Source organism: Arthrobacter zhangbolii, from assembly GCF_022869865.1.
GTDB lineage: Bacteria > Actinomycetota > Actinomycetes > Actinomycetales > Micrococcaceae > Arthrobacter_B > Arthrobacter_B zhangbolii.
This window is the reverse complement of record NZ_CP094984.1, coordinates 2,913,233-2,928,800: the sequence shown is the minus strand read 5'-3', so window position 1 is coordinate 2,928,800 and position 15,568 is coordinate 2,913,233. Positions and strand designations below refer to the sequence as shown.

The following is a 15,568-nucleotide window of genomic DNA, read 5'->3' as shown; positions in this document are numbered from 1 at the left end:
CCTAGAAGTAGTAGGGGAAGGAGGACCAGTCCGGCTCCCGTTTGGCCAGGAACGCCTCTTTGCCTTCCACCGCCTCATCCGTCATGTACGCCAGCCGGGTGGCCTCGCCGGCAAAGACCTGCTGTCCGGCCAGGCCGTCGTCGGCCAGGTTGAACGCGAACTTCAGCATCCGGATGGCCTGCGGAGACTGCCGGGCAATGTCCGCCGCGTATTCCAGTGCCACCTTTTCCAGGTTTTCATGGTCCACCGCTTCATTGACCGCGCCCATGGCCACCATGTCCTCGGCGGAGTATTCGCGGGCCAGGAAGAAGATTTCACGTGCTTTCTTCTGGCCGATCTGCCGGGCCAGCAGCGCGGAGCCGTAGCCGGCGTCGAAACTGCCCACGGTGGCGTCGGTCTGCTTGAATTTTCCGTGCTGGCGGGAGGCGATGGTCAGGTCCGAGACCACGTGCAGGCTGTGCCCGCCGCCGGCTGCCCAGCCGTTGACGACGGCGATGACCACCTTGGGCATGGTGCGCATCAGCCGCTGGACTTCCAGGATGTGCAGCCGGCCGGCGCGTGCGGGGTCAATGGTTTCCTTCGTCTCGCCCTCGGCATAGCGGTAGCCGTCGCGTCCGCGGATGCGCTGGTCTCCGCCGGAGCAGAAGGAGTGGCCGCCGTCCTTGGGAGAGGGGCCGTTGCCGGTGAGCAGAACGGTGGCGACGTCGGGGGTCATCCGGGCGTGGTCCATGGCCCGGTACAGCTCGTCCACGGTGCCGGGACGGAAAGCATTGCGCACCTCGGGGCGGTTGAACGCGATCCGCACGGTCGGCAGGTCACGTATGACGGCGCCGTCGGCGTCGCGCTCCACCTGGCGGTGGTAGGTCATGTCTGCCAGGTCCTCGAACCCGGAGACGAGACGCCACTGCCGCGGGTCGAAGATATCGGACACCTGTGCTGGAAGTTCTGTGCTCACAAATCGAGTTTATCGCCCGGGTCCAAACCGGCCGGACACTGCCGCCGTCCGAAAAACTACCGGGTCGGGACTGCGATATGCGGGTTCCCCCTGTTTGCGCGGGCCGCCCTGTTCCAAGCTGGTACCTATGGCTGGCTCCGCTCCGGGGATCGATGGCCCCGCATCTGACGCAATGCTCAAACTCGGCCGGTTCTTCACCCGATGGGATGAGACCGCTGACGGACGGGCCGTGTTCCGGGAAGGCGGCCGGCAGGGGGACGCCTTCTACCGGAACCGGTGGAGCCACGACAAGGTGGTGCGCTCCACCCACGGCGTGAACTGCACGGGATCCTGCTCGTGGAAGGTGTACGTCAAGGACGGGATCATCACCTGGGAGGCGCAGGAGACCGACTACCCGAGCGTGGGACCGGACCGGCCCGAGTACGAGCCGCGCGGCTGCCCGCGCGGCGCGGCTTTCTCCTGGTACACCTATTCGCCCACCCGGGTCCGGTTCCCCTATATCCGCGGGGTGCTGCTGGAAATGTACCGTGCTGCCAGGGAGCGAACCGGGGACCCGGTGCTGGCGTGGGAAGAGATTGTGAATGATCCGCAGCGCCGGCGCACCTACCAGCAGGCACGGGGCAAGGGCGGACTGGTGCGCTCCAGCTGGGCCGAGGCACTGGAGATGACTGCGGCCGCACACGTCGCCACGGTGAAGAACTTCGGCCCGGACCGCTGCACCGGGTTCTCGCCCATCCCGGCCATGTCCATGGTCTCGCACGCGGCCGGTGCCCGGTTCATCAACCTCATTGGCGGGGTGATGAACAGCTTTTATGACTGGTACGCGGACCTGCCGGTGGCCAGTCCGCAGGTCTTCGGGGACCAGACCGACGTACCCGAATCCGGGGACTGGTGGGACGCCACCTATCTGATGATGTGGGGTTCCAATATCCCTGTCACCCGCACTCCGGACGCGCACTGGATGGTGGAAGGGCGCTACCGCGGCACCAAGGTGGTCTCGGTCAGCCCGGACTATGCGGACAACACCAAGTTCGCCGATGAATGGCTCCCCGCCGCGGCCGGCTCCGACGCCGCGCTCGCGATGGCAATGGGCCACGTGATCCTGAAGGAGAACTTCGTGGACCGGCGGGTGCCGTTCTTCGAGGACTACGTGGTGCAGTACACCGATCTGCCGTTCCTCGTCGCACTGGAGCAGGGCCCTGACGGAACCGTGGTTCCGGGCAAGTTCCTCACCGCCGCGGAGCTGGGGCGGGGCGAGGCCAAAGCCGCGGACGCCGCCTTCAAGACGGTGCTGCTGGACCGCGACGCCGGCACCCCGGTGGTGCCCAACGGTTCCGTGGGCTTCCGGTACAACGAGGCCGACGCCGGGAAATGGAACCTGGACCTGCAGGGCGTGGTGCCCGCCCTGTCGGTGGCCGATGCCTCCTCCTACAGCCAAAAGGTCAGCCGGGTGGACCTGCCCGCCTTCACCGACCCGTCCGGGGTCGGAACGGTAGTGCAGCGCGGCGTGCCGGTGATGGAGGTGGCCGGGCGGACGGTCACCACCGTCTTTGACCTGATGCTGGCCCAGTACGGGGTGGGCCGGGACGGGCTGCCCGGACAGTGGGCGGCCGGGTATGACGACGCCGCCAGTCCCTACACGCCGGCGTGGCAGCATGAAATCACCAACGTCAGCCCGGAAGCCGTCATCCGCACGGCCCGGGATTTCGCCGCCAACGCGGAAAAATCCAAGGGCCGGTCCATGATCATCCTCGGCGCCGGCATCTGCCAGTGGTACCACGGCGATGTGACCTACCGTGCCATTCTGGCCATGCTGATGCTCACCGGCTGCCAGGGCCGCAACGGCGGCGGCTGGGCGCACTACGTCGGCCAGGAGAAGTGCCGGCCCATTACCGGCTGGGCAGCCATGGCCTCCGCCGGGGACTGGAACCGGCCGCCCCGGTTCATGATCGGCACGGCATTCTGGTACATGCACACGGACCAGTTCCGCTCCGACGGGTATTCCTCCGACGCCATGCAGTCCCCGCTGGCCACCGGCCACCTGCGCGGCATGCACACCGCCGATGTGGTTGCGAAGTCCACCCGGATGGGCTGGATGCCGTTCTTCCCCCAGTTCGATGCGCGCAATTCCCTGGACGTGGCCGATGACGCCGCGGCGGCCGTGGCCCGCGGGGAGGCGGACACGGAGGCCGCCTGGGTGGCACGGCAGCTGAAGGAGGAGAAGCTGCGTTTCGCCGTGGAGGATGTGGATGCCCCGGAGAACTGGCCGCGGACCCTGATCCTGTGGCGCTCGAACCTCCTGGGCTCCTCGGCCAAGGGGGAGGAGTACTTCCAGAAGCACCTGCTGGGCACCCTGAACAACGTGATGGGCAAGGACCACGCCGAAGCCCGTCCCAAAGACGTGGTGTGGCGCGAGGAAGCACCGCAGGGCAAGCTCGACCTGCTGGTCTCCGCGGATTTCCGGATGACCAGTTCCACGCTGCTTTCCGACGTCGTGTTCCCGGCCGCCACCTGGTACGAGAAGTACGACCTGTCCTCCACCGACATGCACCCCTACGTGCATGCCTTCACGCCGGCCATCGCCCCGCCGTGGGAAGCCAAGACGGATTACGATCTGTTCCGGCTGCTCGCCGAGGAGTTCTCCCGCCAGGCGTTGACGCACCTGGGCGTGCGCAAGGACATGGTGGCCACGGCGCTGACCCATGACACCCCCGGAGAGATCGCCCAGCCCGGCGGCCACGCCCCGGACTGGAAGGGCACGGATATTCCCGCTGTCCCGGGGAAGAACCTGCCCTCCCTGGCGGTGGTGGAACGGGACTACACGGCGATCGGTGAAAAGTTCGTGGCCATCGGACCGTTGGCGGACAAGCTGGGCCTGACCACGAAATACGTCACCTACGATGTGTCCCGTCCGCTGGTCCAGCTGGCGCGCAAGCACGGCGTATTTGACCGGGGCGCCGCGGCCGGGCGGCCAGCCGTGGACACGGATGCCCGGATGGCCGAAGCCATCCTGCTGCTCTCGGGCACCACCAACGGAGAACTGGCCGTGCAGGGCTTTAAAACCCTGGAAAAGCGGACCGGGGTCCCGCTGGCGGATCTGGCCGAAGGTGCGGAGGACCGGCAGATCACGTTCCGCGACACCCAGGACCGGCCCACACCGGTGATTACCTCCCCGGAGTGGTCCGGGTCCGAGACCGGCGGGCGGCGGTACGCGCCGTTCACCATCAACATCGAACGGCTCAAACCGTTCCATACCCTGACCGGTCGGATGCACTTCTTCCTGGACCATGACTGGATCCTGGACATGGGTGAGGCGCTGCCGGTGTACCGGCCGCCACTGGATATGCACCGCCTGTTCGGCGAACCGCAGCTGGGGACCCGCGGCGAGCTGTCCGTTGCCGTGCGGTACCTGACCCCGCACAACAAGTGGTCCATCCATTCGGAGTACCAGGACAACCTGCTGATGCTCTCCCTCTCCCGCGGCGGGACCTCGGTCTGGATCAGCCCGCAGGACGCCGCGCTGATCGAAGTGTCGGACAACGAGTGGGTGGAGTGTGTGTCCACCAACGGGGTGCTGGTGGGCCGGGCGATCGTCAGCAGCCGGATGCCTGCCGGGGTGCTGTACGTCTACCACGCGCAGGAGCGCATCATTGACGTGCCCAAGTCCGAAGCCACGGGCCGGCGCGGGGGCATCCATAATTCGGTGACCCGGATCCTGGTCAAACCCACACACATGATCGGCGGTTATGCGCAGCTGTCCTGGGCCTTTAATTACCTCGGCCCCACCGGCAACCAGCGCGACATTGTCTCCGTCGTCCGGAAGCGTTCCCAGGAGGTGGCGTACTGATGCGAATCATGGCGCAGACGGCAATGGTGATGGCACTGGATAAGTGCATTGGCTGCCATACCTGTTCAGTGACGTGCAAACAGGCCTGGACCAACCGGGCCGGCACCGAATACGTGTGGTTCAACAACGTGGAGACCCGCCCCGGGCAGGGCTACCCGCGCCGGTATGAGGACCAGGAGAAATGGAAGGGCGGCTGGGAACTGAACAGCCGCGGGAAGCTGAAGCTGAAGGCCGGCGGCCGGCTCGCCAAGCTCTTCGGCATTTTCGCCAGCCCGGTCCAGCCCGAACTGAATGACTACTACGAGCCGTGGACCTACGACTACGAAAACCTGATCAACGCCCCCGCAGGCAAGGACTTCCCCGTGGCCCGGCCCAAGTCCCTGATCACCGGCGAAAACATGAATATTGAATGGTCTGCGAACTGGGACGATGACCTGGGCGGTTCGAAAAACACCGAGCAGCAGGACCCCGTGCTCCAGAAGCTGCGCAGCGAGGCCGAAGAGAAGGTCAAGGCGGACTTCGACAACACCTTTATGTTCTACCTGCCCCGGATCTGCGAGCACTGCCTGAACCCGTCCTGCATGGCTTCCTGTCCCTCCGGCGCCATCTACAAGCGCGAAGAGGACGGCATTGTGCTGGTGGACCAGGACCGCTGCCGCGGCTGGCGGCAGTGCATCACCGGGTGCCCGTACAAAAAGATGTACTTCAACCACCGCTCCGGCAAGGCGGAGAAGTGCACCTTCTGTTATCCCCGCATCGAGGTGGGCCTTCCCACCGTGTGCGCCGAGACCTGTGTGGGACGGCTGCGGTACATCGGGATTTTCCTGTACGACGCCGACCGCGTCACCGAGGCCGCCTCCACGCCGAACGTGCAGGACCTGTACGAGGCCCAGCTGGACCTGATGATGGACCCCAATGATCCGGAAGTCATTGCCGGCGCCCGGGCCGAAGGCATTCCGGAGGACTGGCTGGACGCGGCCCGGCGCTCGCCGGTCTACGCGATGGCCAAAACCTTCCGGGTGGCGCTGCCGCTGCACCCGGAATACCGGACCATGCCCATGGTCTGGTACGTCCCGCCGCTGTCCCCGATTGTGGACGTTTTGAACGAACAGGGGCACGACGGCGAGAGCGCGGACAACCTCTTCGGCGCCATCGAGGCGCTGCGGATTCCGGTGGAGTATCTGGCCGAGCTGTTCACCGCCGGGGACACGGACCTGGTCACCGGGGTGCTGCGCAAGCTCGCGGCCATGCGCGCCTACATGCGCGACATCACCCTCGGTGACGCACCGGATGAAAAGATCGCCGCCGACGTCGGCATGTCCGGAGAGCAGATCGTGGCGATGTACCGGCTGATGGCCGTGGCCAAATACGAAGAGCGGTACGTGATCCCCAGCGCGCACCTGGAGGACGCCCACAACCTGGAGGAAATCGGCTGTTCCCTGGATGTGGAAGGCGGGCCCGGGATGGGCCAGACCGGCGTCTTCGGTGAGGCCTCCGGCCGTCCCACCCCCGTGGCGGTGGAAAACTTCGAGGCACTGCAGGCCCGGCAGCGCGGAGACGACCCGACAGGGAACGGCGATCTGGGCGGACGGGTCAACCTGCTGAACTGGGACGGACGGGGATCACCCAAGGGCCTGTTTCCGCGGAACAACAACCGCGGTGCTGCGGACGCCGATGCCGGTGCGGATAAGGGTGCCGGATATGACCAGGCCGCCGGTGACGGACCGGCTCCCGCGACAGGGAACAGCGACGGCGGGGAACCCCCGTCCTCCGGGCCGGGGGTACGGCAGTGAGCCTGCTCGAGAAACTGCTGGGCAAACCCGGCAAGGGCACAGTGGCCCCGGAACCTTACGCGGACGCCCATCCTGCGCGCAGCCGGGTCATCCGGCAGGCGGCGGCGCTGCTGCTCGAGTACCCGGACCGGGCACTGATGGACGCTCTGCCTGCCCTGCGGTCCGCGCTCGCCGAAGCCGGGGCCACCGGTTCCGAGCTGGAGGACCTGTTCAGCTGGTTCACCGACACACCGCTGCGCGAGGTGCAGGCAAGCTACGTGCAGGAGTTTGATCTTTCCAAGCGGCACAGCCTGCACCTGACCTACTGGACCGACGGCGATACCCGACGGCGTGGGGAGGCCCTGGCCGCCTTCAAGGAGGTCTACCGCTCCCACGGCGCGCTGCCGGAGGGAAGCGAACTGCCGGACTACCTGCCGCTGGTGCTCGAATTCGCCGCCAAGGTGTCTCCGGAGGACGGCTACGAACTGCTGCAGCGTTACCGGCCCTCCGTGGAACTGCTGCGCCTGGCCCTGCGGGATGACGGGCTGCCCTATGAAGGGGTGCTGACCCTGCTCTGCACCACGCTGCCCGGGGTATCTCCGGAGGACAGGGCCGAGGTGATGCGGACGGCCGGGTACGGGCCGCCCACTGAGACGGTTGGCCTGGAGCCCTACAGTTCGCGGCTGCTGCCGGTGAGTGAAAGGAACAGCCCATGATGAGCCTGCCGCTGGATGTGCCGCCCCCCGGGAATGTGCAGGTAGGGCTGGATGACGTGATGCTGTGGGGCGTGCTGCCCTACCTGGTGCTGGCCATCCTGATCCTCGGCTCCATTTGGCGCTACCGGTATGACCAGTTCGGCTGGACCACCCGCTCTTCGCAGCTGTACGAGTCGCGGCTGCTGCGCATTGCCTCGCCGCTGTTCCATTTCGGCATCCTGGCCGTGATTGTGGGCCACTTTGTGGGTCTGGTGATCCCCAAGACCTGGATGGATGCCGCAGGGGTAAACGAGGACACGTATCATTTCTTTGCCCTCAGCGTTGGCAGCATCGCCGGGGTAGCCACCCTGGTGGGGATCGTGCTGCTGATCTACCGGCGCCGCACCACCGGTCCCGTGTTTATGGCCACCACCCGGAACGACAAGGTGATGTACATTTTCCTGCTGGCCGCCATCCTCGCCGGGCTGGCGACCACGGTCTTTTCCGTCTTCGACACGAAGATCGTGAACTACCGGGACACGGTCTCACCGTGGTTCCGCTCCATCTTCATCTTCCAGCCGGACCTCGTGGGCATGACGGCAGCCTCCATGTCCTTCAAGATCCACACGCTGACGGGCCTGGTGCTCTTTGCCCTCTGGCCGTTCACCCGGCTCGTGCATGCCTTCACCGCACCGCTGCAGTACCTGTTCCGCCCCTACATCGTGTACCGCTCGCGTGGAAAGCGGCCGGCTCCGGGTGTGGGAACGCCGCGGCGGGGCTGGGACCCGGTGGGCACCCCGGACCGGGACCGGCCCGGCGTGCCTCCGAAATGATTCCCTGACGGCACTTTCTCAGAAGCGAGGACACCATGCCGGCATCCCCGGTTACCCCGGCACCAACACCGGACCTGAAATCAGGCCAGCTGCGAAACCTGGTCGTGGCCACCATTGCCTCCACCATCGGCTTTTGGGCCTGGACGGTGATCGGCCCGCTGTCCAGCCGGTATGCGGCGGACATGGACCTGGGCGCCGGGCAGACCTCGATTCTGGTGGCCATGCCCATCCTCGTGGGCTCGGTGGCCCGCATTCCGGTAGGCGCCCTTACGGACCGGTACGGCGGCCGGATCATGTTCACGGTCATCCTGGGCGTCACGGCTCCGCTGGTTCTGCTCACCGGCATCGTGGGCGGGATGGGCAACTTTCCCTTCCTTGTGGTTATCGCCTTCTTCCTGGGCATCGCGGGAACAGTGTTCGCCATCGGCATCCCGTTCTGCTCGGCCTGGTATGACCGCAGCCGCAAGGGCTTCGCCACCGGCGTCTTCGGAGCCGGCATGGTCGGCACCGCCGTCTCCGCCTTTTTCACTCCGCGCCTGGTCACCGCCGTCGGCTACATGGGCGCCCACATCACCATTGCCGCCGTCGTGGCCGCCATGGCCGTGCTGAGCTGGCTGGTGCTGCGCGAATCGCCGGCCTGGTCCCGGCCCACCGAACCGGTGCTGCCCAAGATCACCCATGCCTTCACCCTGCGCGTGACCTGGCAGCTGTGCTTTTTGTACGGGGTGGTGTTCGGCGCGTTCGTGGCGTTCTCCAACTACCTGCCCACGTACCTGGGCAACGTGTACGACTACGACGCGACGGCGGCCGGAACCCGTACCGCGGGTTTTGCAGTGGCAGCCGTCATTGCCCGGCCCATCGGCGGCACTATCGCGGACAAGGTGGGCCCGAAACTGGTCACCCTGACTTCCCTGGCCGGAACGGTGGTGCTGGCCGTGATCGTGGCGCTGCGGCCCGAGGAGGAACGGGTCTACGGCACCGCATTCATCCTGATGGCACTGTTCCTGGGGCTGGGGACCGGCGGGGTATTCGCCTGGGTTGGCCGTGCAGCACCGGCCCAGGACGTCGGGACCATCGGCGGAATTATTGCCGCGGCCGGCGGCCTGGGCGGATATTTTCCGCCCCTGGTCATGGGAGCCACCTACGACCCGGCGGACCGGAGCTATTTTGTGGGGCTGATTCTGCTGGCAGCCTTCGCCGCCGTGGCGTTCCTGCTGACCTTCACCGTGCGCAACGGCGGCCGGGTGGATGAGCGGACGCGTACCTGAGATCCTGCTGCGGACCGCGTTTCGCTCCCGTGCCGGTGCAGGCGGGAGTAAGGTCACCGGCATGGGTGCAACCGAACTGATCCTGATCCGGCACGGTGAAAGCGCAGGCAACGTGGCTGCCACCCGCGCGAGCCGAGAAGGTGCCCAGCGCATCGAGATCGAATGGCGGGACCCCGACGTCCCGCTCAGCCCGGACGGGGAATCCCAGGCAGAAGCAGTGGGCCGCTGGTTCGCCGGGTTGCCTGCCGACGAACGTCCCGACGCCGTGTGGTGCTCGCCCTACCTTCGCGCCCGGCAGACCGCGGAACTGGCCGGACTGCCCGGCATCGCCGGGCAGATGCGCATCGATGAACGCCTTCGTGACCGGGAACTGGGCGTTCTTGACCTGTTCACCTCCGCCGGAGTCGCGGCCCGCTATCCGGAGGAAGCCGAACGCCGGGCCTGGCTGGGCAAGTTCGTTTACCGGCCGCCGGGCGGGGAGTCCTGGGCAGACGTTGCCCTGCGGCTGCGTTCGGTCTTCCGGGACCTGGACGAGGAAGAGGACGGCAAGCGGGTGGCCGTGGTCTGCCACGACGCGGTGATCATGCTGATCCGCTACATCTGCGAACGGTTCTCCGAGCAGGAGCTGCTGGATACGGCCGCGGCCAACAGCGTGCGCAACGGCTCCGTCACCCGCCTGGTGCGCCCGTCGGGCACCGGACCGTGGGAGGTCCACACCTTCAACAGCGTGCTGCACCTGCAGGACAGCGGAGCGCCCGTCACCGAACACGCAGGAGATGAACATGACATCCACCCGCGCTGACCTGGTTACCCCGGACCTGCTCCGCGGCTGGCAGCTCTCCACCGACACCGCCGGCAAAAAGGAACGCGGAACGGTGCTGGTGATCGGCGGGGAACGCCGCACTCCGGGTGCCGCAATGCTGACGGGCCTTGCCGCGCTGCGCGTCGGGGCCGGCCGGCTGACCATGGGACTGGCCGAGTCCGTTGCCGTGAGTGTCGCCGTCGCCGTTCCTGAAGCCGGCGTCGCGGGACTCGCTGAGTCCGGCGGCTACATCGACGGCGGTGCTGCCGGTGCGGTCCTTGCAGCAGATCTGGACTCGGCCGCCGCCGTGGTGATTGGGCCGGGCCTGGCGGACGCTGAACAGACAGCGGCGCTGCTGGTGTCCGTGGTTCCCCTGTTGGGAGAAAAGACCCAGGTGGTGCTTGATGCCTACGCGCTCGGGGTCCTGCCCGGACAGCCGGAGGTGGCCAAGGTGCTGGCTGGCCGGCTGGTTCTGACGCCGAACCGGACCGAGATCCTGCACCTGCTGGGGGAGGAGGACACTGACGAAGAGTCTTTGGACATGGCTGACGCCTCGCTGGAGGTGGCGCGGAAGTACTCGGCAGTGGTGACGGCCCAGAACCTCATCACGGCACCGGAGGGTTCCAGCTGGGAAGTACCCGCCGGCAATCCCGGTTTGGGGACCTCCGGCTCCGGGGATGTCCTGGCCGGTGCGGTAGGCGGTTTCCTGGCCCGCGGGGCGACGCCGGAACAGGCGGCATGCTGGGGCACCTACCTGCACGCCGTGGCGGGGGACCGGCTCTCGGCGTCCCGCGGACCCCTCAGCTTCCTGGCACGCGAGTTGCTGGAGGCCATGCCGCCTGTGATTGCGGAACTGAACTAGGCAGCGGGCGCGTTTTGGCGGCCGCCGTACGCGCTGAACCAAGAACGGGCTGCACGGGGCGGCACGGCCTCTTATCCTGAGGTGATGACAGCTAACGAATACCGGACCGGCCCGTCGGGGCGGGCAGCGGCACAAATCCCGTGGCTTTCCTACCGGTTCACCCGCAGCGACGGCGTCGCGGCGGGCTTTTACGTCCTGTTCCTGCTGTTGCTGAGTTTTGTGCCCATCAACATTCCCGGGCTCTCGGTGCTGATTCCGGACCCGGTGGTGGCGGCCTACGTCATCAATCTGGGCTTCTATGCGGTCGCTGGAATTCTGGCCCTTATTGCCGCCCGGCGGTATGTTGCCCGCGAGACCCGGGTCCTTGCCACCCGGCCGGTGCTGACTGCTGCCCTGATCCCGATTGGCGTAATCCTCACAATCATCGCTTCCATGGTGGGCGTGATCATCGCCGGCCAGGCCGAAACCGCCGTGAACCAGGAGGCTGTGCAGGGGCTGGTCACCGAAATGTCTCCCTGGCTGGTGGTGCCGCTGGTGGTCATCCTGGCGCCCTTCGTGGAGGAGTACATTTTCCGGCACCTGCTCATCGGCAAACTCAGCCGCTACTGGAACATCTGGGCGTGCAGCATCCTGTCGGTCCTGCTCTTCGCCTCCATCCACATTGTGGGTAAGGAATCCCTGTCACTGCCGGTCCTGATGCCTTATCTGGCCACCGGTGCCGTCCTGGTCGGGCTGTACGTATGGGCAGGAAACAACTTCATGCTGTCCTACGGCGTGCATGCTGCGAAGAACCTGCTCAGCGTGGTGCTGATCTACGCCATTCCGCCGGAACTGCTGCAGCAGTAATCTCGCCGCGGGAATGCGGCCCCGGCAGGAAGCCATGCCCTAGCATCGGTGGCAGGACCGGACCCGTCCCGGGGCCGGCACACAGAATCGGGGGATCGGCGTGTCAGTAGGCTCAGGAATCGGCGCAGTGTTCGTAATTTTGTATTTCCTGTTGGTGGTCGCGGTGGCCGTCCTTGTGGTCTGGGCCCTGGTACTCGTGATCATTTTCCTCCGGCTGCGGATTGCCCAGCTGCGCGGAGAGTTGCGCGGAGACACCGGAACGGTTAACTGACGCGGCCGGGGGCCTGCGGCCTGCGCCGCCGGTCCCCGGCAACCCCGTCAGCTGATGCAGAACTCGTTGCCCTCGGGATCCGCCATGACGTACCAAGAGTGCGGCCCCTGGCTTGCTTCGGTCAGGAAGGACGCACCCCGTTCCTCCAAGGCGGCCCGGGCCGCGTCCTTATCCTGGCCCTGGAGCCGGACATCCAGGTGAATGCGGTCCTTGACGGTTTTGGGCTCGGGAACCGGCTGAAACAGGATGCGCAACCGGTCCTTCCGGCCCACCTCGTCGGCAGGACAGATGGCGGCGCCGTCCCGCCAGACCCGGACACCGTTGTGCTCGATAACGTCCTCCGGTTTCGCCAAGCCCTGGTCCAGCATGGAAGAAATGAAGTCCTGGTCCACGGGCTCCAGCGTCCAGCCCAGGGTTTCGGCCCACCAATCCGCCTGTTGGTGGGCATCGGTGCAGTCAACGCAGATCTGTATATTCGTCATGGCATTGAGGCTAGAACCCGAACAGCACGGCCGTCATTGGTATGCGGACAGATGCAGTCCGCATATTCACCGGCCGGGAATCAGGCCTGGCCGTCAATCCGCTCGGTTTCGGGAGCCCGGACCGGAGAGCCGATGCAGGGCAGCACCCGCTCCGGCCGGGCCAAGTAGAAAAAAGAGCTCCGGGCATCCGAGCCGAAACCGCCGGGCACCATCAGTGTGGAGTATCGCTGGCACCACTGTGGTGTGTCGACGGCGGCGTCCAGGGCGGCGGCCACGGCGCCCACGTTGTGGAACCACATCAGCTGCTGCGTTCCGTCGATGACGAGGTGGATGAGATCCAGCTCCGGGTCGGCTGCGACCTCGACGTCGGACCACTGATCCCACGCCTCGAGCCGGCGGCGGTGGATCCAATGGACGTTGTGGCCGGGCGCAAAACCGGAGCAGCTGCTGCTGATGGAAGAGTTGTTGAAGCCGGAGTTGTTGGAAGCGGAGTTGCTGACACTGGACATGCTCACAGTGGGTTCCTTTTCAGGTTGTCCTTGCCTGCACCGGTTGGAGCAGGCCGCTTCGTCATCCGAACCACCCGCCGAACAGTGGGGTTGGTGTGGGGCCAGTCGGAGCTTTTATGCCCGGCGAACCGGGCGAAGGCCACATCTCGTGAAGCTAGAAACTACTGTAACCGAGGGCACCGACATTTCGACAGAGACGCAATATCAGGGTCTGGTGTGGTCGTGCGGCGTCGGGCGGCGGTACGCCGGGCGGACCGGGACGGCGGCAACGAAAACTCCCGCTCGCAGCGCTCGCGAGAGTTAATAAAGCCGCCTTACCCGGCCCGTCCGGCACACGGCATCTCGTCTGGGCGATGGCACCCTGACTTGCCTGTCAGGCACTAGCCTCAATCACCAATTCAGCTGGCAGTCTTGAGCCTACGGGTCGTGGAAATACCCCGTCGCGGGGTCAATGGACGAGAGGAAATCACGAATAGCGGCCACGTGCTGTTGATGCGTGGGCGGTTCACGCCTGCCGAGGGCGTTGAATCCATAACCATTGTTGGGTCCCGAGACCCAGTCATAGAGAATCGTTCCATCCTCGTCACGCCTGCGCACTGCAAACGTCTCGCCGTCGACGGTGATTGTCCCAAGGCCCGTATAGGTACTCGTGTCCGGCGGTGCAGGGGCAAACACCCACCCCTCATCTGCGGGGTGGCGATCGCTCTCCATACGTTTGATCCTACTGAGCAGGGAGCGATTCCTCACACCGCCCCGTTACCGCCAGCCGGCGTCCGGAGCCACGAGCTTGACGATGCTTTCGAGCAGGTGCGCGTTGTAGTCCACGCCGAGCTGGTTGGGCACGGTGATGAGCACGGTGTCTGCGGCCTGCACGGCAGCGTCAGCGGCCAGTTCGGCAGCGATCACGTCGGGTTCGCCGATGTAGCTCTTGCCGAACCGGGCGAGGCCCCCGTCGAGGTGGCCCACCTGGTCACGTCCCTCGGCCTGCGCGCGGAGACCGAAGTAATGCCGGTCCTCCCCGGTCACCAGAGGGATGACGCTGCGGCTCACGGAGACCCGCGGCGTGCCCTGGTGGCCGGCGTCGGCCCAGGCCTTGCGGTAGACCTCGATCTGCTCGGCCTGCAGCTGGTCGAACGGAACTCCGGTGTCTTCGGTCAGCAGGGTGGAGCTCATCAGGTTCATGCCCTGCTCACCGGTCCACTTCGCCGTGGCGCGGGTACCCGAACCCCACCAGATGCGCTCAGGCAGACCGGGGGAGAGGGGATCGATGGCCATGGGGGCGGTGGTCCCGGTCATCGCCGGATCGGACTGGGCCACCCCGGCACCGGCAATGGCGGCACGGAACACCTCGGTGTGCTGGCGAGCCATGTCCGCGTCGGTGGAGTCCGGCCCTGGCACGTAACCGAAGGACTCATAGCCCCGCAGGGCAGGCTCGGGGGATCCCCGGCTGATGCCCAACTGCAGCCGTCCGCCGCTGATCAGGTCCGCCACTGCGGCATCTTCCGCCATCGAAAGCGGATTCATGTAGCGCATATCGATCACGCCGGTGCCCAGTTCGATTTTGCTGGTCCGGGCGGCCATGGCGGCGAGCGTGGGGAACGGGGCGGAGAACTGCGGGGCGAAGTGGTGCACCCGCATGTACGCGCCGTCGACGCCGATTTCCTCCGCGGCTACCGCCAGCTCGATCTGCTGCAATACTGCGTCCCGGGCACTGGGCGTCCGGGACCCCAGTGCGTTCCGGTAGTGTCCGAAGGACAGGAACCCTATTCGTTTCATATCAGCCACAGCGCCGGAGCACTCTGCGGTATTCCCGGCCGTCCAGACCCGCGGCCGGGCGCCGCGAAACCACCGTAAGGAAACAGGCACAGTGCACATCACCATGGTCCCGGGTTACAACGGCTCACCACCCGACCAGTGGCAGAGCCGCTGGGAAGCCGAGCTGCCCAACGTCACCCGTTTCGCGCCGTCGTCGTGGGATGAACCCGAGCTGGAGGACTGGATGGCGGCGCTGGACCGGGCCGCCGGAGAGCGGCACGGAGACACCGTGCTCGTGGCGCACAGCCTGGGCTGCCTGGCTGCCGCAGAATGGCTGCTGCGAAATCCCGGTGGCGCCCGCGGCGTCTTCCTCGTCAGCCCGCCTGATCCCGCCGCCGCATCCTTCCCGGCACCGGCCGGAACCTTCCGTAATCCGCGGCTGCAGGAGCTGCCCGTTCCGGCTCTGCTCGTGGCCAGCGAAAGTGACCCGTACTGTGCGTTGCCGGCAGCAGAGGCGATGGCCGGAGCATGGAGGGTTCCCGTGATCTGCGCGGGGGAACTGGCCCACATCAATGAGAAAAGCGGCGTCGGCTACTGGGAACAGGGCAGGGATTTACTTACCGCCTTCCTCGCAGGGCTGGGGGAACGGGCTCCGCTCGGATAAGAATGGG

15 protein-coding genes and 1 riboswitch are annotated in these 15,568 nt (G+C 66.3%); of the genes, 10 read left to right on the top strand and 5 right to left on the bottom strand.

Translation table 11 applies throughout. From position 1 onward, the window contains the following. Position 1: 1 nt before the first annotated feature. Positions 2–955: a 1,4-dihydroxy-2-naphthoyl-CoA synthase gene (locus tag MUK71_RS13620; protein WP_227902459.1), complete on the bottom strand. Its 954-nt coding sequence runs from the start codon at positions 953–955 to the stop codon at positions 2–4. Between the two features lie 127 nt (positions 956–1,082). Between MUK71_RS13620 and MUK71_RS13615 the strand changes: the two genes are divergently transcribed. The 9 genes from MUK71_RS13615 (at position 1,083) to MUK71_RS13575 (ending at position 12,151) form a co-directional block, all read left to right on the top strand. After that, entirely contained in the window at positions 1,083–4,802 is a 3,720-nt protein-coding gene (locus MUK71_RS13615) for a nitrate reductase subunit alpha (protein WP_227928603.1), read from the top strand. After that, positions 4,802–6,595 (top strand): nitrate reductase subunit beta, encoded by a 1,794-nt coding sequence (gene narH / locus MUK71_RS13610; RefSeq protein WP_227902457.1) that lies wholly within the window; start codon positions 4,802–4,804, stop codon positions 6,593–6,595. Before MUK71_RS13615 ends, narH begins: the two co-directional genes overlap by 1 nt. Continuing rightward, a complete protein-coding gene (gene narJ / locus MUK71_RS13605) occupies positions 6,592–7,290 on the top strand; it encodes a nitrate reductase molybdenum cofactor assembly chaperone (protein ID WP_227928605.1) in 699 nt (232 codons plus the stop codon). Before narH ends, narJ begins: the two co-directional genes overlap by 4 nt. Continuing rightward, positions 7,287–8,102 (top strand): respiratory nitrate reductase subunit gamma, encoded by an 816-nt coding sequence (narI, locus tag MUK71_RS13600; RefSeq protein WP_423724609.1) that lies wholly within the window; start codon positions 7,287–7,289, stop codon positions 8,100–8,102. The genes narJ and narI overlap by 4 nt, the downstream gene beginning before the upstream one ends. A 35-nt stretch (positions 8,103–8,137) precedes the next feature. Continuing rightward, positions 8,138–9,370 carry an MFS transporter gene (locus MUK71_RS13595; protein ID WP_227928606.1) on the top strand — a complete coding sequence of 411 codons (1,233 nt, stop codon included), beginning with the start codon at positions 8,138–8,140 and terminating at the stop codon, positions 9,368–9,370. Between the two features lie 61 nt (positions 9,371–9,431). Continuing rightward, the gene (locus MUK71_RS13590) at positions 9,432–10,172 is read left to right on the top strand and encodes a histidine phosphatase family protein (RefSeq protein WP_227928608.1); all 741 of its coding nucleotides are present in this window, start codon (positions 9,432–9,434) and stop codon (positions 10,170–10,172) included. Next, positions 10,153–11,034 carry an NAD(P)H-hydrate dehydratase gene (locus MUK71_RS13585; RefSeq protein WP_341482028.1) on the top strand — a complete coding sequence of 294 codons (882 nt, stop codon included), beginning with the start codon at positions 10,153–10,155 and terminating at the stop codon, positions 11,032–11,034. Before MUK71_RS13590 ends, MUK71_RS13585 begins: the two co-directional genes overlap by 20 nt. Positions 11,035–11,118: 84 nt before the next feature. Further along, positions 11,119–11,880, top strand: a complete 762-nt coding sequence (locus MUK71_RS13580; protein ID WP_227902452.1) for a CPBP family intramembrane glutamic endopeptidase — start codon at positions 11,119–11,121, stop codon at positions 11,878–11,880. 127 nt (positions 11,881–12,007) lie between these two features. Beyond that, a complete protein-coding gene (locus MUK71_RS13575; protein WP_227928610.1) occupies positions 12,008–12,151 on the top strand; it encodes a hypothetical protein in 144 nt (47 codons plus the stop codon). A 47-nt stretch (positions 12,152–12,198) separates the two neighbouring features. On the opposite strand, the gene MUK71_RS13570 is transcribed toward MUK71_RS13575, so the two are convergent. The 4 genes from MUK71_RS13570 to MUK71_RS13555 form a co-directional block, all read right to left on the bottom strand. Then, positions 12,199–12,633: a VOC family protein gene (locus tag MUK71_RS13570; protein WP_227928611.1), complete on the bottom strand. Its 435-nt coding sequence runs from the start codon at positions 12,631–12,633 to the stop codon at positions 12,199–12,201. A gap of 80 nt (positions 12,634–12,713) precedes the next feature. Then, positions 12,714–13,148: a hypothetical protein gene (locus MUK71_RS13565; RefSeq protein ID WP_227928612.1), complete on the bottom strand. Its 435-nt coding sequence runs from the start codon at positions 13,146–13,148 to the stop codon at positions 12,714–12,716. A 15-nt stretch (positions 13,149–13,163) separates the two neighbouring features. Next, a riboswitch (SAM riboswitch) is annotated at positions 13,164–13,296 on the bottom strand. A 263-nt stretch (positions 13,297–13,559) separates the two neighbouring features. Further along, on the bottom strand, positions 13,560–13,853 hold the full coding sequence (locus MUK71_RS13560; protein WP_227928614.1) for a hypothetical protein: 294 nt from the start codon (positions 13,851–13,853) through the stop codon (positions 13,560–13,562). A gap of 45 nt (positions 13,854–13,898) precedes the next feature. After that, positions 13,899–14,918 (bottom strand): LLM class flavin-dependent oxidoreductase, encoded by a 1,020-nt coding sequence (locus tag MUK71_RS13555; RefSeq protein WP_227902679.1) that lies wholly within the window; start codon positions 14,916–14,918, stop codon positions 13,899–13,901. 91 nt (positions 14,919–15,009) lie between these two features. Between MUK71_RS13555 and MUK71_RS13550 the strand changes: the two genes are divergently transcribed. Beyond that, positions 15,010–15,561, top strand: a complete 552-nt coding sequence (locus tag MUK71_RS13550) for an RBBP9/YdeN family alpha/beta hydrolase (RefSeq protein WP_227902447.1) — start codon at positions 15,010–15,012, stop codon at positions 15,559–15,561. Positions 15,562–15,568 lie beyond the last annotated feature (7 nt).